Source organism: Zongyangia hominis, from assembly GCF_014385095.1.
Lineage (GTDB): Bacteria > Bacillota > Clostridia > Oscillospirales > Ruminococcaceae > Zongyangia > Zongyangia hominis.
Genome location: NZ_JACRTC010000007.1, coordinates 69,675 through 89,954 on the forward strand (window position 1 = coordinate 69,675; position 20,280 = coordinate 89,954).

Below are 20,280 nucleotides of genomic sequence, written 5' to 3' on the forward strand. Positions count from 1 at the left end.
ATGAGAATGAAAGAAGCGCAATTCGAACTGATTAAGCAGCAGCTGCGAAAGCTCACCTCCATCCCCGGCGGCTTTTATCAAAAAAAATTCGAGGGCATCGACATCGAGGCCATCCAATCCCAGGAGGACTTTGAGAGACTCCCCTTCTCCTGGAAGGGCGACCTCAGAGAGGCCTATCCCCTGGGACTCCAGGCGGTCCCGGATAGCGAGATTGTCCGCATCCACTCCTCCTCCGGCACCACCGGCACCCCGGTCATCATCCCCTATACCCGCCGGGACATCGAGGACTGGGCCATTATGTTTAAGCGCTGCTATGAAACGGCGGGCCTCACCCCCCTCGACCGGGTCCAGATCACCCCGGGCTACGGACTGTGGACGGCGGGCATCGGCTTTCAGACCGGCGCGGAGCTCCTCGGATGCATGGTCATCCCCATGGGCCCCGGCAACACCGACAAGCAGTTGCGGATGATGCAGGACCTCAAAGCCACCGTCCTATGCGCCACCTCCTCCTACGCGCTGCTGTTGGCAGAGGAAATCGCCAAGCGGGGCATCACCGACCAAATTCATCTGAAAAAGGGCATTATCGGCTCGGAGCGCTGGGGCGAAAAGATGCGCAAGCGCATCGCGGCGGAGCTGGGTGTGCAGCTCTACGACATCTATGGTCTGACCGAGGTCTACGGCCCTGGCATCGGCATGAGCTGTGACTACGAGTGCGGCATGCACTACTGGAACGACTACATCTATTGCGAGATCGTCGACCCTAAAACCGGTGAGATCGTCCCCGACGGGGAGATCGGTGAATTAGTGATCACCACCCTGCGCAAGGAGGGGGCCCCCCTCATCCGGTACCGCACCCACGACCTGACCCGCTTCCTCTCCGGCGACTGCCCCTGCGGACTCTCCTATCCCCGCATCGACACCCTCATCGGGCGCACCGACGACATGATCAAGGTCAAGGGCGTCAACATCTTCCCCAGCCAGATCGACGAGCTGCTGGGCACGGTGGAGGGCGCTTCCAGCGAGTATCAGGTGATGATCGACCACCTGGGCGGCCGGGACATCCTGACCTTGTTTGTGGAAACGAATCCCGGCGTGGACAAGGGGGAGCTGGAACGGGGCATCAAGTTCCGCTTCAAGGAAAAAATCGGCATCTCCATCGCCTGCAAGCCGGTGGAAATCGGCGACCTTCCCCGCAGTGAGAAAAAGTCCACCCGCATCTTTGATAACCGATATTAATTTTCCTTTGTCTGAGAGGAGCCGGATTTTCCGGCTCCTTTTTTTGCGCCATTATCCGCGTCGGCGCTTTACAGGACATGATCCGAGCCCACGGGCGGAGCCCGCCGCGCCGGAATCGGGAGGACCGAAACCGTCTTACCGGCTTTTTGCGTACACCCCCAATGTGAACGCTTCGGAGGGCGGGGGCCAGCGGGGGGAAGCGACGCACCAGACACAAAGCGGACCAAAATCGTCCTTGGCTTTTTTCTCCCCGAGCCCATCGAGGAAAGCACAAAGGGGGACAGAAGCTGTACGCAGAAGACCGCTATCCGCTCGATTCCAACATTTTTTATCCCGAAGGGGCTAAAAAAAGACGAATCCCCGCCTTTGTGAACTTTTATCTTTCCTCCCCCTCCCGGTTGCGGCGGGAAGGGAATAATGCTACAATATTTCTAATACTTTGCATGTTTCCCACCCTTTTCCGTCCATGCTCCTTTTACGGGCAGGATGGGGAACTCCGTCTGCCCGCCGCCCATCGCGGCGGCCAACCGCGGCGCTTTTCATAGTGCCGCCAGGGAGGAGGATGCCCCTATGGCCATCAACAAGGTGATGCTGGCCGCGCTCAAGGCCCTGTCCTATCCGGACATCAACCTGAAAAAGAACTATAAGATCGCCCGGCAGGTGGAGAATCTAACCCACTATCACGTGTTAAAGCCCCTGTACAAATCCTGGGACCACAAGGTGATGCTGGACGATCACGCCATACCGGTGCGGATTTTCTCCCCCGAGGACGACCTGGACCATCCCATCCTCCTCTTCTTCCACGGCGGCGGCTGGGTCATCGGCAACATCGACAGCTACAACAAGGTCTGCGCCAACATGGCCAGAATCACCGGCCACACCGTGGTTTCGGTCAACTACCGTCTGGCTCCGGAACACAAGTTCCCCTGTGGGCTTCACGACTGCTACCAGGTGGCCAGGGAGCTGTTTTTAAATGAGGGGCTGCTCTGCACCCGTGCCGACCAAATCACCCTCATTGGGGACAGTGCCGGTGCCAACCTGGCGGCGGCCGTCTCCCTAATGGCACGGGACCGGGGAGAATTCTTTCCCCAGCGGCAGATTCTCATCTACCCGGCCACCTACTACGACCACAGCGAGACCTCCCCTTTCCTCTCGGTGCATGAAAACGGGAATGACTATCTTCTCACCGCCAAGCGCATCTGCGACTATGTGGAGCTTTACCAAAGCTCCCCCGACGACCGGCAGAACCCCTACTTCGCGCCGCTGATGGCCGAGGACTTCTCCCGCCAGCCCCGCACCCTCATCATCACGGCGGAATATGACCCGCTGCGTGACGAGGGGGAAACCTATGGCCAGCGGCTGTGGGAAAACGGCAACCGGGTGGAGCTCCACCGCATTGAAGACGCTCTCCACGGCTTTTTCTCCCTGCCCCCCGCATTTCCCCAGGTGCGGCAGGTCTACGAATATATCAACCGCTTTTTAAGCGAGGTGCCGAAAAAGTGAAGCAACGAAAGTCCAACACTTGGAGCCGCCTGGATAACGCGGCCAAAATTTTCCCTTCCACCACTACCAAGCGGGACACCAAAGTGTTCCGCTTTGCCTGTGAGCTCTATGAACTGGTGGACCCCATCGTCCTGCAACAAGCGCTGGACGAAACCATGACCCACTTTCCCCTCTACCAGTCCATGATGACCCGGGGGCTCTTTTGGTATTATCTGGAGCCCTGTTCTCAAAAGCCGCTGGTCAAGCTGGAGGCAAAGCCGCCTTTGGGCCCCCTCTATGACGCCAACCGGAAGGGCCTTCTCTTTGAAGTGACCTATTATCGCAACCGCATCTCCTTGGAGGTATTTCACGCCCTCTCCGACGGCACGGGTGCCATGGAATTTTTGCGGGTGCTCGTCTACCATTATCTCATCCATAAACACGGGGACACCCTGGGCGCCGCCGTGCCCGCCATGGACTACGACGCCTCGGCCTCCCAGCAGTCGGCGGACAGTTTCGCCAAATACTATAACCGGGAGGGACGGCAGGAGCGCCACCGGACCCAATGGGCCCACCAGCTGCGGGGACCCCGGCTCTCGGAAAACCGGTTGCGCATCATCGAAGGGGTGGCCCCGGTTAAGGACGTCCTCCGCAAAGCCCACGAAAATCACGCTACCCTGACCGTCTTTCTGGGAGCGGTCCTTCTTTGCGCCATCGGGGAGGAGATGGCGGTCCGGGACAAAAAGCGCCCGGCCGTCCTGACGGTGCCTGTCAACCTCCGCAAATACTTCGACTCCCAGTCGGCCCGGAATTTCTTCAGCGTCATTAACGTCGGCTACGACTTTCGCAGCGGCAGCGGTGAATTTGCCGACGTGGTGGAGCATCTCGAGCGCGGCTTTGCCCAGATGCTCACCCACGAAAAGCTGAGCGAGCGCATCAACATGCTAGCCGCCATTGAACACAATTTTCTGGTGCGTCTGGTGCCCTTGGCCCTCAAAGACGTGGTGCTGCGTATCGCCGACGACTTTGCGGCCAAGGAGATCACCGCCTCCCTCTCCAATATCGGCCGGGTCACCATGCCTCGGGAACTTACCCCCTATATCCGGCTTTTCGACGTCTTTGCCAGCACCGATATCTTGCAGATTTGTGTCTGCTCCTTTGAGGAAAACCTGACCATGAGCTTTTCCTCCGCCTTTGTCAGTACCGACGTACAGCGCCGATTCTTCCGCACCCTCACTGGGATGGGCATCCCGGTGACTATTGCGGCAAACGAAGTGGATCCGGACGACAGCGGGGAGGTGAAGGGATGAAGTACTGCGATAAATGCAAGCTCCAGGTGGAGGGGGTCCAAACCCACTGCCCTCTTTGTCAAAACCAGCTGCGGGATTTGGGAAGTGAAAACGTGCCGGTCTTTCCCGCCGTTCCCACCCTCTTCCGTCAAAACAGCCTCTTTTTCCAATTGCTCATCTTCGGCTCCATTGTGGCGGTGGTCATCTCGGTCACGGTCAATCTCCTGATTCCCCACAGCGGCTACTGGTCTCTCTTTGTGGCCGCGGGCATCCTGTGCTTTTGGGTGAGCTTCGCCATCGCCCTGCACAAGCGCAGCAACATCTCCAAGAATATCCTCTATCAGGTGGTCATCATCAGCATTCTGGCTATCCTTTGGGATCTGGGGACCGGGTGGCACGGCTGGTCGTTAGATTATGTCTTTCCCATTGTCTGTGTCGCCGCCATGATTGCCATGGCAGCCATTGCCCGGGTGATGCATCTGCCCATCGTCGATCAGATGATCTATTTCGTCCTCGACGCCTTTTTCGGCATCCTTCCAGTCATCTTTGTCTGGACTGGGCTGGTGGGCGTGCCCTATCCCTCCATTATCTGCGCGGCGGGAAGCGTCATTTCCCTGGCAGCGCTGCTCATCTTTGAAGGGCACAACATGCTCACCGAGCTCAAGCGCCGGCTTCACTTGTAAAAATAGCCCCTTTTTTCGTTTTTTTACCGGGACATTCCTTTGGAATCGTCCCGGTTTTCGCATATTTCTGTTGAAATGGCTAGAAACATGGGAAATTTGGTAAAAACGATGGAAGCCTCAGCAAAATTGAGATATAATAAGTCAATATGGATCTCTTCATCCTGCCATTACACCGCCACTAGTTCCATTTAACGCACAGGGGGGTTCCCTGCATAGCCGTGCGAAGGCAGCACATGGAGAAAGCCGATGACGACGGGAGGAATTTTTATGAAATTCTCTGTTCTGCGGAAACTTGCTTTGGTAATGGCTTTGGTTCTACTGTTTCTCACCGGCTGCCAGTCGGGCGGCGCAAATAAATATAAGCTCAGTCCCAAAGACCCGGTGTCTCTGGAGATTTGGCACTACTACAACGGCCCCCAGAAGGTGGCTTTCGACGCGCTGGTCTCGGAGTTTAACGAGACAGTAGGCGCTGAACAAGGCATCGTCGTCGAGGCCTTTAACTATGGCAGCATCAACGAACTCATCCAAAAAGTCCTCGATTCCGCCAACAAAAAGGTGGGCTCCAGTGAAATGCCCGACATCTTCGCCGGCTATTCCGACACCGCCTATCAGGTGGATCAGTTGGGCCTGGTGGCCCCGTTGGATGCTTATCTCACCGAGGAAGAGCTGAAAACCTACCTTCCCTCCTATCTGGAAGAGGGACGTTTTGACAAGGACCAAAATCTCAAGATCTTCCCCACGGCCAAATCCACCGAGGTTATGATGCTCAATAAAACCGACTGGGACAATTTTGCCTCGGCTACCGGCGCCAAGGTGGAGGACCTCTCCACCATGGAGGGCGTGGTTCAAACCGCCAAAGCCTACTATGAATGGAGCGGCGGCACCAAGGCCTTCTTTGGCCGGGACGCCATGGCCAACTATTTTATCATCGGCTGCAAGGAGCTGGGGGTAGAGATTTTTTCAGTGAACAATGGAGAGGTTTCCCTCAACGTGGATAAAAAGGTGATCCGGAAGCTGTGGGACAACTACTATGTCCCCTATGTAAACGGCTATTTCGGTGCCTATGGAAAATTCCGTTCCGATGACGCGAAAACTGGTCAAATTATCGCTCTGGTCGGCTCCACCACCGGCGCCATCTACTTCCCACAGGAGGTCACCGTCAGCGATACGGAGAGCTATCCCATCGAGGTCATGACCTTGCCGGCGCCCGTCTTCGAGGGTGGCGAGCCCTATGCCGTACAGCAGGGCGCGGGACTGGTGGTCACCAAATCCGATGAGCGCAAAGAATATGCCGCCACCCTCTTCCTCAAATGGTTCACCGAGTCCCAAAGAAACATCGACTTCTCGGTGGGCACCGGATATCTACCGGTCAAGGTGGATGCCAACGATATGGCAATGATTGAAAAAAGCGACGTGGAGATGACCGATATCATGCAGGAGACGCTGCAGGTGGCCATCGACACGGTTACCACCCATGAAATGTACACCAACAAGGCCTTTGCCGGCGGCACCGAGGCTCGCAATGTACTGGAAAACTCCCTGCAGGACAAGGCCAATGCTGATCTTGATCAGATCAAGGCGCTAATGGAACAGGGCATGAGCCACGACGAAGCGGTCGCCCAGTTTGACACCGACGCCAACTTTGACGCCTGGTTTGCCGAGTTTCAGAAGGCGCTGGAAGGCGCTATCAAATAACGGTTCCCAACGGAAGGGGTTCTAGAGTCGGTTATGCAAAAGAGGACGCGAAAGAAAAATTCAATCCTTAAAAAGATGCTGGTGCCTATCATGATTGTCATGCTCATTCAGGCCGGTATCTTTTGTGCTGCCATCATGTCGGGAGGCGTCCTCCAACAGCTGGGCAATAACGCCATCGACATTCTCAACGAGCGGGTCATCAACCGCAAAAACTATCTAGAAAACGAGATGATTCAGCGCTGGTCCAACATTTCCAGCGATGTGGAATCGGTCCAGAGCACCGTCGCCGATATTCTCGACACCAGCGGCAAGAGCTACTCCGACATCAACCCCAACGCGGATTTGACCGACGAAATTCTCAAATCCGTCACCAACAAAATGGTCTATCTGCTGCGGAAAAACTCTGTCACCGGCGCCTTCTTGATTTTTCACGGCCAGGACGATTTGACCGCTTCCACAAAGGAAGTCCACAAAGCCGGAATCTATCTGCGAGACTTAGACCCTGTCACCAACCCCAACGACAACTCCGACCTGCTATGGGAATTTGCGCCCATCAGTATCACCCGCCATATCGGCATCCCTATGGATACCAACTGGACCCCTACCTTTACCTTCTCCCCCGAAGAAAAAGAGGCATGGGACTACTATTACAAGCCTTTCTTGGCCGCCGTCCAGTATCCGGACAGCGATTTTGAGGATTTGGGCTATTGGTGTCCTCCGTTTAAGCTCAGCGAAGACGATGTGAGCATCATTACCTATTCGGTGCCCCTCATTTCCGCCGATGGCGTCCCCTATGGCGTCATGGGGGTGGAAATCACCACCGACTACCTGCACACCCTACTGCCCTATGATGAGATCACTTCGGCAAAAAACGGCGCCTACGCCATCGGCGTGGCCATGGAGGGCAGTTCTGATTTTAAAAACGTGATCACCAGCGGTTCTCTCTACAAGCAGTTGCTCGGCGACAGCGGCCAAACCAGCCTGGGTAAGGTGGAGGGGAAGAATACATATCTGCTGGAAAACGTGCTCCAAGGGCGGCCAAAAGCATATGGATGCGTCCAGTACTTTAATATTTATAACACCAATACCCCCTTTGAACAGGAGCAGTGGGCCCTCATGGGCATCATTGAGCGGCAGGAGCTGTTTTCCTTCTCCTACCAGCTGACCACGACGCTCATCGTCATCCTTGTCCTCTCCCTGCTCATCGGTTTGGTGGGCATCTCCCTCATCACCTCCCGTCTCTCCAAGCCCATCACTTCCCTGGTCAAAAAGGTCAAGGCCTCCAACCCCATGAACCCCGTGGCTCTGGAGAAAATCGGCATCGCGGAAATCGACGAGCTGACCGACGCTGTGGAACAGCTCAGCCACAGTGTGGCCGAGTCTTCCTCCAAGCTCTCCCAAATCCTGGAGATGGCCAACTATCCCATCGCCGCCTTTGAGTATCTGGATGATTCCGACCAAGTTTTCTATGCTTCCGGCGTCTTCCGCATCCTGGGCAGCGAGGAAATGGGGCAGCAAAGCGGCTATATCTCCCCCGATCTCTTTGAAGAGATGCTCTGCCACGCGCTGGAAGGGACCCAGCTTGAACGTGAGGATCAGAATACCACCATTTATAATCTGACCAAACAGTTGGGCAAGCCCCGGTATGTGCGGCTAAAGCTCTACTATGAGGGTAAACATGTGCTGGGGGTTCTCGTGGACATCACCCAGGAAATACTGGAAAAGAAAAAGTTGGAATATGAGCGGGACTACGATCTGCTGACCAATCTCCTCAACCGGCGGGCTTTCCATCGGATGATGGTGCAAAGCTTCCGCAAGCCGGAGATGCTCAAAAACGCGGCGCTCATCATGATGGACCTGGATAACCTCAAGTACATCAACGACAATTACGGCCATGACTTCGGCGACGAATATATCCGTTGCACCGCCAGCGTCCTCAAACTTTTCTCCCCCTATCAAGTGCTGCTCTCCCGCATGTCGGGGGATGAGTTCCACATCTTCATCTACGGTTACGACACCAGGGAGGAAATCCGCAAAATCATCGAGGAAATGAAGGATACCATCCGCAAAACGGAATTCCCCCTCCCCGACAACCACTCCTTCCGTATCCGTGCGTCGGCGGGCGTGGCCTGGTATCCCGACGATTCCACCGATTACGAAACTCTGGTCAAATACGCTGACTTTGCCATGTACAAGGTCAAAAACACCACCAAAGGCGAATTTACCGACTTTGACATCGGCAGTTATAACAAGGATTCCTATCTGCTCCACAGCCGGGAGGAACTCAACCGGCTCATCGACGAGGAGTTGGTGGACTATCACTTCCAGCCCATTGTGGACACCCACACCGGGCGGGTCTTCGCCTACGAGGCCCTCATGCGTTCCAAGCTGTCAACCCTCCAGTCCCCGCTGGATATTCTGCGGCTGGCCCGGTCCCAGTCCAAGCTCTATCAAATCGAGCACCTGACCTGGTTTAAGAGCATGGAGAACTTTGCCAACAAAATCCCCGCCGACAGCGGCTGCAAAATCTTTATCAATTCCATCCCCAATCAGGCTTTGACCGACCAGGATATGGACAGCTTCGAGCGGATGTACGGGAAATATCTGGACCGGATGGTGGTGGAACTGACCGAGGATGAAAAGCTCAGCGAGGAGTTTACCGTCAAGAAAGAGGTCTGTCTGCGGCGCTGGAACGGTTCCTTAGCGCTGGATGACTTCGGCACCGGCTATAACGGGGACGCAACCCTTCTGAGCCTCCGCCCGGATTATGTGAAGATCGATATGTCCATCATCCGCGGCATCGATACCGACGACAACCGGCGGAAAATTCTACAAAACCTCATTTCCTACACCAAAGAGCGCTCCATCAAAACCATCGCGGAGGGTGTGGAAACGAGGGGCGAAATGGACTGCCTGATTGCAAACGGCGTGGATTACCTTCAGGGCTTCTATATCGGGCACCCCTCGATGGACCCCTGCGACATCGACCCGTCGGTCCGCCAGGAGATTCTGGAAGCGAGCGGAAAGGACGCCCTAGAGGAGGCTTCCCATGAAACACATTGACCTACTGGAAGCCTTCCGTCCCGGCTGTGAACAGGAGGAGCGGGATTTGGAACTGATCCTCTCCCTTGCCCACGCCGATCCCTTAGGCATTCTGACCCGACGGTCTCTCACCGCCCACTTGACGCCGTCTGGACTTATTTTTAACCCCGATGGCAGCCGGGTGCTCCTGGTCCGCCACAACCTTTACGGCGCTTGGTGTTGGACCGGCGGCCATGCCGACGGCGATCCGGACCTTGGCGCGGTGGCGGTGCGGGAGGCCGAAGAGGAAACCGGGGTGCCGGTGAAGCTTCTCTCCCCGGCCATCGCGGCGCTGGACATCCTGCCCGTCTATGGGCATAGAAAGAATGGAACATATGTCAGCGCCCATCTGCACCTGTGCCCCTCCTTTGTGTTGATAGCGAAGGAGGAGGTGCCGCCCCGGGCGCTCCCCAGTGAAAACTCGGGGGCTCAGTGGTTTAACCTGGCGGACATTCGAGAGGCCTCGGGGGAAGCATGGATGTATCCCATCTATGAAAAGCTCATTGCCCGCGCCAAACGTTACCGATAGGAAGGTTCTCCATGAATAAAAACAATCTCGCAAGCCAAATTCCCGAGTGGCAGGAGCGTCTGACCCTGGTGCCGGCGCCCCTGCTCGCCTGGTACGACAAAAGCGCCCGGGTCCTCCCCTGGCGCTCGAATCCGGTGCCCTACCACGTTTGGGTTTCGGAAATCATGCTCCAACAAACGCGTGTGGAAGCGGTCAAACCTTACTTTGACCGCTTTCTTTCTGCTCTGCCCACCATCGAAAGCCTGGCGGGCGCTTCCGAAGAACAGATTCTCAAACTGTGGGAGGGGCTGGGCTACTATAACCGGGTGCGCAACCTCAAAAAAGCGGCCATCCAGGTGGTGGAGCGCTATAGCGGGCAGCTGCCCGCCGACTTTGAGGCGCTGTGTTCCCTGCCGGGCATCGGCGTCTACACCGCCGGAGCCATCGCCTCCATCGCCTTCGGCCTCCCCGTGCCCGCCGTGGACGGGAATGTGCTCCGGGTTGCTTCCAGGGTGCTGTGCAGCCGGGAAGACATCTCCAAGGAGGCGGTCAAAAAGGCCATGGCCCAAGCCCTCGCCGCCATCCTCCCCAAGGACCGGGTGGGGGACTTTAATCAAGCCCTGATGGAACTGGGGGCCATGGTCTGCCTGCCGGGTGCCGCGCCCCGGTGCGAAAGCTGTCCGCTCGCCGCCATCTGCGAGGGACACCGCCAATCGGTGGCGGAGGAGCTGCCCGTCAAAGCGGCCAAAAAGCCGCCCAAAGCGGAGGAAAAGACGGTGGTCCTCCTCCTCGCGGAGGGGAAGGTGGCACTGCGCAAGCGCCCGGACACCGGACTGCTGGCCGGGCTCTGGGAGCTTCCCAACTGGGAGGGGCATCTATCCCCTGAGGCGCTCCAAGAGTGCCTCGGGGATTGTGGCATCAATGTGGTCCGCATCTCCCAAATGCCCGACGCCCGCCACGTCTTCACCCACCGCATCTGGGAGATGCGGGGATACGCCGTCTATTGCGAAAGCTCCCCCCTGCCCGAGGGCTGGGTCTGGGTGACCCTCTCCGAACTGCGGGAAGGATACGCCCTGCCGGGGGCCTTTTCGGCCTTTGCAAAACAGTTGCCGAAGCTGACCTCTTTGTGATAAAATAAGAGCTGCTGTTTTTGTCGGAAACTGTGGGGGCGCTTCTCCAACCGTTTTGCGGCGGGTACATCAAATAGGAAAGGGCATGGATATATGGAGCAAACACCAATTGTCAACAGTTACACCAAAGGCTTTCGAGACGGGGTCCCCATCGCGCTGGGGTATCTGTCCGTCTCCTTCACCTTCGGCATGATGGCGGTGTCCCTGGGTCTTCCCGTCTGGGGGGCCGTACTGATCTCCATGACCAACCTCACCTCCGCCGGACAGTTCGCCGGTCTCTCCCTCATCGTATCCGGCGCGCCCATGGTAGAGATGGCCTTGACCCAGCTCATCATCAATCTGCGCTATGCGCTCATGTCCCTCTCCCTCTCCCAAAAGCTGGACAAGTCGGTCAACACCTTTGAGCGGTGCCTCATCGCCTTTGGCAACACCGACGAAATTTTCGCCGTCTCCTCGGGACAAAAGGGGGCGGTGGGAAAGCGCTATATGGCGGGGCTCATCACCGCCCCCTATTTCGGTTGGGCGCTGGGCACCCTCATCGGCGCCGCGGCCAGCACCATCCTGCCCGCCTCCATCCGTTCCGCGCTTGGCATCGCCATCTACGGCATGTTCATCGCCATCATCATCCCCCCCGCCAAGCATCTCAAATCAGTGCGGATTGTGCTTCTCTTCTCGGTGGGGCTGAGCTGCCTGTTTGCCTGGGCGCCGCTGCTGCGGAGCGTGTCCAGCGGCTTTGTTATCATCATCTGCACCATTCTCGCCGCCGCTTTCGGAGCAAAATTCTTCCCCATTGAGGAGGCCGAATGATGGATATTCCCAAGTTTTTGTGCTATGTGTTGGTCATGGCCGGGGTCACCTATCTCATCCGCATGCTGCCCCTGGCCATCTTCCAGAAAAAGATCGAGAGCCGGTTTGTCAAATCCTTTCTCTTCTATGTCCCCTACGCCGTCCTGGGCGCCATGACCTTTCCGGCCATCCTCTCCTCCACCAGCTCCGTCTGGTCGGCCATTGCTGGGCTCGCAGTGGCCGTGGCGCTTGCCATGAAGGAAAAGGGGCTTCTGACCGTGGCCATGTCGGCCTGCGGCACCGTCTTTGTGGCGGAGCTCATCCTCAGATTCTGCCTGGGCCAATAAAAAAGCCTGATGCAAAGCGCGGGCTAGTGCATAAGGCTCGATATGCCGTATCAAGAAAAAACCGCTGGGAAACGAAAGTTTCCCAGCGGTTTTCTGGTTATGATGAAACTGACACGGGGATGCGCCGCGCCTGGACGCGATCCACCCGGCGGTCGGTCATGCCGAGCACCGTGAACTCGACGCCGCCCACCGAGACGGTGGGGTGCTCCGCCTCGCCGGGAATCCGCCCCAGACGCCCGGTGATATAGCCGCCGATGGTGTCATAATCGTTCTCGTCGTCGATCTTGATTCCGAAGAGGCGCTCCACCTGTTCCATATCGGCGGTGCCGTCGATGAGGAAGACGCCCTCACCAACTTGGGTGATTTCCTCATCCTCCCCGTCAAACTCGTCGTCGATGCGGCCCATCACCGCTTCCACCACGTCCTCCATAGTGACGATGCCCGCCGTGCCGCCATATTCATCCACCACCACGGCGATCTGGACCCGGCCCGCTTTGAGCTGTCCGAAGAGGGCGGCACAGCTAATGGTTTCGGGCACAAAGAGGGGCTTACGCATCAACTTTTCTAACAGGAAGGGCTCGCCGCTGCCGATGCGCCCGAACAGGTCCTTCAGGTAGACAATGCCCACGATGCTGTCCAAGTCCTCCTCATAAACCGGGAGGCGGGAGTGACCCGACGAGGTAGCCGCCTGCGCCACCTCGGCAAAGGCGCTGTGGACTTCCACCGCTGTCATCTCGGTGCGGTGAGTCATGATGTCGCCCGCCGTACGGTCGTCAAACTCGAAGACGTTGTCGATCATCTCTTTCTCGCTCTCCTCGATGGTGCCGTTTTCCTGGCCCGCGTCCACCATCATCCGGATTTCCTCCTCCGTGGCCTCCTCCGGCTTTTTGTGGGGGTCGATACCCAAAAGCCGAAGCACTCCATTGGTGGAAGCGGAGAGAAGGGCAACAAAGGGCCCCTCCACCTTGTAAATGACCGCCAGAGGACGGGCGATGGCAAAGGAGATCTTCTCGCTGTTGGCCATCGCCAGGCGCTTGGGGACCAGTTCTCCGAAGATTAGGGTGATATAGGAAAGCAGTATGGTGATGGCGATCAAAGAGACCATCTGTACCACGGCCGGAGACACCGGTACGTTGCGAAAAGCGTAGACGATATATTCAGCGAAGGTATCCGCCGCCACTGCCGAGGCCAAAAACCCCGAGAGGGTCACACCCACCTGGATGGCGGCCAGAAACCGGGAGGGCTCTGCAGTGAGCCTCAACAAAATCCCCGCTTTTTTATTGCCTTCTCCCGCCTGCTTTTTGAGCTTATTGTCGTTGAGGGAAATAATCGCAATCTCCCCCATGGCAAAAAACGCGTTGACACCAATGAGAATGACGAGCAATAGGATGTAAAGCCACAAACTGCCGTCGGGTTCCATAAGTCATCTCCTCTTATCATCTATATTTTGTTTTATACTATAACCGGTTTTGAATGAGACGTCAAAGGCGGGCTGAGGGCAAATGGGTGAAGTTTTGCCCTCTTTTGCCCCTGGCGCTGGAAGGCGGCAGCCGCTTCTTCTTTTTTAGGCCCGATTGCATCCGCGCGCGTCCGGACGAAGAAATTCCCCTTGCGCCTGCATCATGAAACCGCTATAATGGAAGTAATGAAAGATCAGTAAAAGATTGTCCGGAGGTCCCGGGCAGAAGGAATGGTTATGACAACCAGAATATGGGAGGATGTTTCCATGAAACGTTCTGTTTTTATTGCGACCATCATCAAACAGATGGCGGACTATGACAAGGGCTCACCCAAACACATCAATCACTTTCTCAAGGTATTCTCCTATGCACGGACCATTGGGATTCTCGAGGGGCTCGACAAGAAAAACATGCTCATTTTGGAGACCGCCGCCGTGCTCCACGATATCGGCATCAATGTGTCCAAGGAGAAATATGATTCCAGCGCCGGACACTATCAGGAGCTGGAGGGCCCGCCCATTGCCAAGGAAATGCTCAAAAAGCTGGGCGCTTCCGATTCCCTGATTCACCGGGTGTGCTACCTTATCGGCCATCATCACACCTATTCGGCCATTGAGGGGATGGATTATCAGATTCTGGTGGAGGCCGACTTCTTAGTCAACTGCGACGAGGAGCAGATGACCCCCGAGCAGATCGCCACTGTCCGTTCCAAATACTTCCGGACAAAGACCGGAAAGCGTCTCCTGGACGATCTCTTCCCGCCGGAGCCCAAAGAAACAGACCCCGAACCCACAGAGGCCTAAAAAATCAAAATAGCGAAGCCTCCGGAGAAAACTCCGGAGGCTTTTAACATCCGCTGAACCCACCGCCGTCACCGGGAAACCCCCATGACGAAAGCCCGGCCGCCGCTGGGCGGTGTCATTTCTTGAGACGGAAATGCTCACAGGCGTCGTCCTCTCTCCCGATGCGGGTGCCCTCCCCGACACGGTAGTTGCGGCTAAAAAAGACGCCCTTGCGCCGGCAGAAATAGCAGGGCGGCCGGCGGTAGGCGCTCCCCCGGTCGTCGGCATAGAAATAGACGCAGTCCTTACACTTGCTCACGTTTTCCCCGCCTCCCCTTTTTATGGATGCCACTGATGCGCGGGGACTTCCGCGCTTGGCGCTTCGCCCCTCAATGTGAAAAACAAACATCCACTTCATGCGCCGGAGCGTCCTGACTCCGCACTTCGCCCCCGCGCCAAAAAACACCAACTAATGATAGTATACCACAAAGCGGGCCGCTTTTGCGCCGTGCTTTTTCTGCGCCAGGCGGGAGCCCGCGGCGCGCCAAACCCCACGCCCCTGCCAGGTCTTGCGCCATGGCCTTTCTTAGACGGCTGTCTACGGTCCCTCACGCCATATACGCTGCAAAAAGACCGGCCGCATGCATGCGGCCGGTCTTTTCCATTTTCTTATTTGCCGAAACTAAATAGGTTTTTGATGCGGTCCCAGAAGCTCTCCTTTTGCACTTCGGTGTTCTGGGGCTGGCTCTCATCCTCTTTGGTGTCGGCCTTGATCTGGGGGGTGCGCATGAGGAATTTCACATCCGTCTTGGCCCCTTCCGGCGCACCCGTATAAGAGCCAAAGCTGTCGGTCACGTCCGCCACCTGGTCGCTGATATCCATGGCCTTGCCGATGGTATCGGTCAAATCCATAATCTTGTCGTAGAGCTCGTCGATGCCCTCTTCCTTAAACTTCTTGACCCCGTCGGAGAGCTCCTGGGTCTTATCTTTGAGTTCCGTCGTGGCATCTTTAAACTGGCTGATGGCGTCGGTGATCTCATCGGAGGCTTCATCGAGCTTCTGCATGCCCGCGAGCAAGTCGCTGCTGCCGTCATAGAGTTCCTGGGTGCCGTCCTTGAGCTGTTTAGCGCCATCGTTTAGCTTGGCAACGCCCGTCTGCAGCTGGCCGAGCGCATCCGGCATGTTCTCGAGCAATGCGATGAGCTCCTGGGGATCGCCGAGCTGGGCGAGCAGGCCCTGGAACTGCTGATAAGCGCCGAGCATGTTCTCGATCTTGGGCATAACGGTGGAGAGCTGGCTCTCAATGCTCGCCTGGGTCTGCTGTTTGGCGCCGCTCACGACCTGCTCCACCAGCGCGTACTGGGCGGGACTCAGCATCTGGGGATTTGACTCCCCGTCCTCCCCCTCCCCGGACGCGGTGTAGTTTTTTAGGGTTTCCAGAATGCCGTCGGCCATCTGGCCGGGGATGGAGGAAATCACGGTGGGGAGGGACTGGATGGTCTGTAAGTCCTCCTGGCTGATGCTGATGCTGGGCAGAAGCTGTGCCAGCTTGCCGATGGCCTGGATTTTCTCCGGGGTGATCTTCCCGGTGAGACCCGCCACCTTGGCGCTCAGTTCCGATGTACCGTCATAAAGCTCCTTGGCGCCGTCCTTGAGCTTCCCAGCCCCGTCGTGGAGCTTCTGGCTACCGTCCAAGGCGTCGTTGATACCGTCGTCGAACTCCACGTATTTATCCTGAAACTCACCCATTTTATCGTCGAACTCCACGCAGGCGTCGGCCAGCTTCACCGTGCCGTCCAGAATTTCCTGGGCGGCGTCTTCTAAGTCATGGAGCCCATCTTTCAGTTCATCCAAGTCGCCGTCCAGATCCTCACTGTCTAACAGGTCGCTGTCGATCTTGGCGGCTCCCACCATGATGGGGGGCAGTTCGAAATTCTCCGCCTGGGCGGTGATGACGAATTCATCCTTCATCTTGTCCTTGAGTTCGGAAAACTCGTCGTCGAGCATCCCTTTAAAGCTCTCCTTGAGTCCCGGCAGCCCCACAAAGGCTACCATCTGATTGACCGACTCGGAGAGGACAATGCCGTCCTCGGCCTTGATGTTGGTAAAGTTGTCGGCCGGCAAATCCACCACTACGGCGCAGGCGAAGAGCGGCGCTACCGTGCGGACTTCCCCGTCGATCTGCCGCTGTTCGGCATAGTTATTCTTGAGACTGATGCGGATTTCCACCTGCCCGCTCTTGCCGGCCAGGTCCTTGGCCGTGATCTCCTTGCCGTCCAGGAGGTAGCGGATGGAGGCGGACACCGGCAGCTTTTGGTCGGTGGTGCCCCGGTAGTAGATGTCTTTTTCGTCGCTGTTCCACTTGACCTTGTTGTCCTTGATCTGAGGCTTCGTGTCGCTCTTGATATTCTCAATGCCCTGGACCACGCTTTTGTCCTCGACATTCTTTACTCCGTCGTCGCTGTGGAGCCAGTTGCTGACGATCTGCTTGTTCACGCTGCCGTCGCTGTTGAGGATGACGAACACGCTCTCATCCTTGGTGACAGGCTCCTCTTCCTCGGGAGACGTAAGTGCGAAAGCGGTCTGCGAAAATGCCAGCGAGAGGGCGATTATCCCGGCCCCCAACCGGGTCAACATCTTTTTCATCGTGGTTTCTCCTTTTCTGGTTATTGTACGGAAACGGGCTGTTTTTCTGCCTTTTTCTTGGGGCCCAGCCACTGATAGGTCGTCTTCTCAATGATCTTGGAGCAAACAATCAGGATGGAGGGCAGCACAAAGAGGATGACCAGCATACTGATGAGGGCGCCGCGGGAAATCATCTCGCACAGGCTCTTGATGAGGGCGATCTTGGAGATGACCGCCACCCCCACGTTGGCCCCGAAGAAGGTAAGTCCGCTGGTGATGATGGATTGGGAGCAGTTTTCCACTGACACCTTGACCGCTTCCAGGGTGGGTAAGCCGTTTTTCCGCTCCTCCCTGAACCGGGTGGTCATGAGGATGGCGTAGTCCACCGTGGCGCCGAGCTGAATGGTACCGATGACGATGCTCGCCACAAAGGGGATGGTGGTGCCGGTGAAGTAGGGCAGGCCCATGTTGATCATGATGGCAAACTCGATAGCCGCCACCAGCAGTACCGGGATGGAACCCGACCGGAAGACGATGGCGATAATCAGGAACACCGCTAGGATGGAGGTGATGTTGACGTTTTTAAAGTCTTCATCCGCCACCTTGATGAGGTCCTTGGTCATGGCGCCCTCGCCGGTGATAAGGCCGCCGGAATCGTAGCTTTTGACGATGGTTTCCATCTGGTCGAGCTGATCGTTTTGCTCGGCGGAGGCCGATTTAAAGCTGGAATTGACGAGAATCATTTTCTTGCCGCCAGCCTCGAAGATCTCCTTGACGTCGTCGGGGATAAATTCTTCCGGGATGCCGGCGCCCAGGAACTTTTCGTAGCCCACCACGCTTTCGATACCGGGCAGCTTCTCGATTTCGCCGATCATTTCCCGGGTCTTGCTGGAAGAGAGCTGGTCGCTTACCATGACAAAGTGGGTGGTGGTCATGTTAAACTGCTCCTTGAGTTCGTTGGTCCCCATCACGGCGGTCATGTCCTTGGGGAGTGTGTCCACCAGGTTATAGTAGACATCCGCTTTGGACTGGGCGATGGTGAAGGGCACAAACAGCACGAGGAACAGCGCCAGCGTGGCCTTGTAGTGGCGGATGATGAACTGGGTGGCCTTGTGGAGCTTGGGGATGAGCACCTTGTGCTTATATTTGTGGATGGGCTTATCGAAGAAGAGGATCAGGGCGGGCAGGATGATGATGGTGGAGAGAACCCCCAGCAGCACGCCCTTGGCCATGACGATGCCGATATCCACGCCCAAGCTCAGGCTCATGGTGCACATGGCCAAGAACCCGGCGATGGTGGTCAGACTGCTTCCGGTGATGGATGCGAAGGTCTTTTGGATGGCGTTTACCATGGCGTCGTCGCTTTTGAGCCCATTTGCCAGCTCCTCGTCATAGCGGTGGAGCAGGAAGATGGAAAAGTCCATGGTGACACCCAATTGGAGCACCGCGGCCAGCGCTTTGGTGATGTAGGAAATCTGTCCCAAAAAGATGTTGCTTCCCAGATTGTAAACGATGGGAAAGACGATGCCCAAGAGAAAGATAAAGGGCACCAGGTAAGATTCCATCCCCAGCGTCAGGATGAGGACGGAGAGGATGACGGCGGTCAGGACATAGAGCGGCATTTCGCTGTCGACTAGGTATTTGGTGTCGGATACAATGGCCGACAGCCCGCCGATAAAGCAGTCCTTGCGGAGGATGCCTTCGATTTGGTGGACAGCGTCGATGGTGCTGGCCGCGGCGGCCGCATCCTTAAACTTGACCATCATGAGGGTCGCGTTCTCCTTGTAGTAGATGGAGCTGATCTCCTCGGGCAGGATTTCCGGCGGTATGGACGGGTCCAGGACGTCGTCCTGCCAGAGCACATCGCTGACGCCCGGCACCTGCAAGATGTCCTCCTTGAGCTTTAACAGCTCGCTCGTCGGCATGTTCTCCACTGTGATGAGCCCCATGCTGGCCAAATTAAAGTCATTTTCCAAATACTTCTGGCCCATCATGGATTCCAGTTCCGGCGGCAGGTAGCTGAGGATGTCGTAGTTGACGTAGGTGGCGATGTACCCCAGTACCGACGGGATGAGCAGCAGCACCGCCACAATGATGACCGCCACCCTGTGCCGGACAATGAATCGTGCGATTCTTTCCAAAATACTTCATCTCCTAGTTGGGCCAATTCCCCCCGGCCCTGATTTGATGAAAGGCTGCAGCGTTTTCTGCAATGCCGGTCAGTGGCAAATCGCCATTGACCATTGGTCATTTGTATAATAACACTGGAATGACTGTTCGTCAATATATGAATTGACCAAAAGTCAGTCGTAGATTTCCTGGTTTTTTGTGTATTGACTATTAGTCATTTCCGCCTTATAATAAGGGTAACCCAACGTTTGGGGCAAAGGAGATGACTTGCATGGCGTTTGATATGATGCAGCAAAAACAGGAGAAAAAACAGAGCCTTGTAGAATCCGCCTATGAGTTGTTTCTTCACAAGGGCTTTCAAAAGACCTCCATCGACGAAATTGTCAAAAATGCCAAGGTTGCGAAGGGAACCTTTTATCTCTATTTCCGGGATAAATCGGATATTATGCAGCACATTGTGCTCCACATCAGCTGCCGGGTACTTAAAGACGCCTACGACAACATGATGGCCAACGACACCGGCGACTTTGTGGAAAACATCATCCTGATCGCGGACTTCATCATCAACTACTTCACCAAGAACAAGCTGGTATTACAGATGGTGGAGCGCAACTTCTCCTGGCCCCTCATCCGGGAGAAGCTGGATGACGAACAATTTTCCGTCCTCAACGACATCCTTGCCAGCTGTTTTTCCCACCCATACCTGGAAGGGCACTCCCAAGACGAGATTTATAAGCTATTGTTTGTGATCATCGAGCTGTGCGGTTCCATATCCTACACCTCCATCATCATGAACCAACCCGATACCATCGAAAATATGAAGCCCTTCCTCTACGACATCATCCGGAAAATCCTCCGGAAAGAACCTGCATAGGCCCTCCATTCCCCCATGGCCGCCTATGCGTCTGCAAGCGGGACAGTGAAAGCTGTCCCGCTTGCTTTTTTGCGGGTGATAGCCGACATCCCTCCCGCCGGTCGTTACCAATTTTTCTACTAAATGTCCGTGGCGGCCGCATATACTGGAAAGAAAGGGCGCGCCTTTTTCG

At 56.3% G+C, this 20,280-nt stretch carries 16 protein-coding genes; 12 read left to right on the top strand and 4 right to left on the bottom strand.

Annotated features, from left to right (window positions below):
* The 10 genes from H8709_RS10055 to H8709_RS10100 all read left to right on the top strand — a co-directional run bounded on the left by H8709_RS10055 (window position 1) and on the right by H8709_RS10100 (window position 12,237).
* Complete coding sequence (locus H8709_RS10055) at window positions 1-1,236, top strand: phenylacetate--CoA ligase family protein (protein ID WP_262398247.1); 1,236 nt, start codon at window positions 1-3, stop codon at window positions 1,234-1,236.
* 570 nt (window positions 1,237-1,806) lie between these two features.
* On the top strand, window positions 1,807-2,739 hold the full coding sequence (locus tag H8709_RS10060) for an alpha/beta hydrolase (protein WP_262398248.1): 933 nt from the start codon (window positions 1,807-1,809) through the stop codon (window positions 2,737-2,739).
* Window positions 2,736-4,028, top strand: coding sequence for a hypothetical protein (locus H8709_RS10065; RefSeq protein WP_262398249.1), 1,293 nt, complete (start codon window positions 2,736-2,738; stop codon window positions 4,026-4,028). The genes H8709_RS10060 and H8709_RS10065 overlap by 4 nt, the downstream gene beginning before the upstream one ends.
* Window positions 4,025-4,690 (top strand): DUF6320 domain-containing protein, encoded by a 666-nt coding sequence (locus H8709_RS10070; protein ID WP_262398250.1) that lies wholly within the window; start codon window positions 4,025-4,027, stop codon window positions 4,688-4,690. The genes H8709_RS10065 and H8709_RS10070 overlap by 4 nt, the downstream gene beginning before the upstream one ends.
* Before the next feature lie 267 nt (window positions 4,691-4,957).
* A complete protein-coding gene (locus H8709_RS10075; protein ID WP_262398251.1) occupies window positions 4,958-6,385 on the top strand; it encodes an extracellular solute-binding protein in 1,428 nt (475 codons plus the stop codon).
* 75 nt (window positions 6,386-6,460) lie between these two features.
* Entirely contained in the window at window positions 6,461-9,448 is a 2,988-nt protein-coding gene (locus H8709_RS10080; RefSeq protein ID WP_262398252.1) for an EAL domain-containing protein, read from the top strand.
* Window positions 9,435-9,995 carry an NUDIX hydrolase gene (locus H8709_RS10085; RefSeq protein ID WP_262398253.1) on the top strand — a complete coding sequence of 187 codons (561 nt, stop codon included), beginning with the start codon at window positions 9,435-9,437 and terminating at the stop codon, window positions 9,993-9,995. Before H8709_RS10080 ends, H8709_RS10085 begins: the two co-directional genes overlap by 14 nt.
* An 11-nt stretch (window positions 9,996-10,006) precedes the next feature.
* Window positions 10,007-11,104 carry an A/G-specific adenine glycosylase gene (gene mutY, locus H8709_RS10090; RefSeq protein ID WP_262398254.1) on the top strand — a complete coding sequence of 366 codons (1,098 nt, stop codon included), beginning with the start codon at window positions 10,007-10,009 and terminating at the stop codon, window positions 11,102-11,104.
* A 93-nt stretch (window positions 11,105-11,197) separates the two neighbouring features.
* On the top strand, window positions 11,198-11,911 hold the full coding sequence (locus tag H8709_RS10095) for an AzlC family ABC transporter permease (RefSeq protein WP_262398255.1): 714 nt from the start codon (window positions 11,198-11,200) through the stop codon (window positions 11,909-11,911).
* The gene (locus H8709_RS10100) at window positions 11,911-12,237 is read left to right on the top strand and encodes an AzlD domain-containing protein (protein ID WP_262398256.1); all 327 of its coding nucleotides are present in this window, start codon (window positions 11,911-11,913) and stop codon (window positions 12,235-12,237) included. Before H8709_RS10095 ends, H8709_RS10100 begins: the two co-directional genes overlap by 1 nt.
* A gap of 97 nt (window positions 12,238-12,334) precedes the next feature.
* Here the strand turns inward: H8709_RS10100 and H8709_RS10105 are convergent, their stop codons facing one another.
* Complete coding sequence (locus H8709_RS10105; RefSeq protein ID WP_262398257.1) at window positions 12,335-13,657, bottom strand: hemolysin family protein; 1,323 nt, start codon at window positions 13,655-13,657, stop codon at window positions 12,335-12,337.
* 306 nt (window positions 13,658-13,963) lie between these two features.
* On the opposite strand from H8709_RS10105, the gene H8709_RS10110 reads away from it, so the two are divergent.
* On the top strand, window positions 13,964-14,500 hold the full coding sequence (locus tag H8709_RS10110; protein WP_262398258.1) for an HD domain-containing protein: 537 nt from the start codon (window positions 13,964-13,966) through the stop codon (window positions 14,498-14,500).
* Between the two features lie 115 nt (window positions 14,501-14,615).
* Here the strand turns inward: H8709_RS10110 and H8709_RS10115 are convergent, their stop codons facing one another.
* The 3 genes from H8709_RS10115 to H8709_RS10125 form a co-directional block, all read right to left on the bottom strand.
* Entirely contained in the window at window positions 14,616-14,798 is a 183-nt protein-coding gene (locus H8709_RS10115; RefSeq protein WP_262398259.1) for a hypothetical protein, read from the bottom strand.
* Between the two features lie 350 nt (window positions 14,799-15,148).
* The gene (locus H8709_RS10120; RefSeq protein WP_262398260.1) at window positions 15,149-17,125 is read right to left on the bottom strand and encodes a hypothetical protein; all 1,977 of its coding nucleotides are present in this window, start codon (window positions 17,123-17,125) and stop codon (window positions 15,149-15,151) included.
* Between the two features lie 20 nt (window positions 17,126-17,145).
* Window positions 17,146-19,245: an efflux RND transporter permease subunit gene (locus H8709_RS10125; protein WP_262398261.1), complete on the bottom strand. Its 2,100-nt coding sequence runs from the start codon at window positions 19,243-19,245 to the stop codon at window positions 17,146-17,148.
* A gap of 275 nt (window positions 19,246-19,520) precedes the next feature.
* On the opposite strand from H8709_RS10125, the gene H8709_RS10130 reads away from it, so the two are divergent.
* The gene (locus tag H8709_RS10130; RefSeq protein WP_262398262.1) at window positions 19,521-20,108 is read left to right on the top strand and encodes a TetR/AcrR family transcriptional regulator; all 588 of its coding nucleotides are present in this window, start codon (window positions 19,521-19,523) and stop codon (window positions 20,106-20,108) included.
* The last annotated feature ends 172 nt before the right edge of the window (window positions 20,109-20,280 follow it).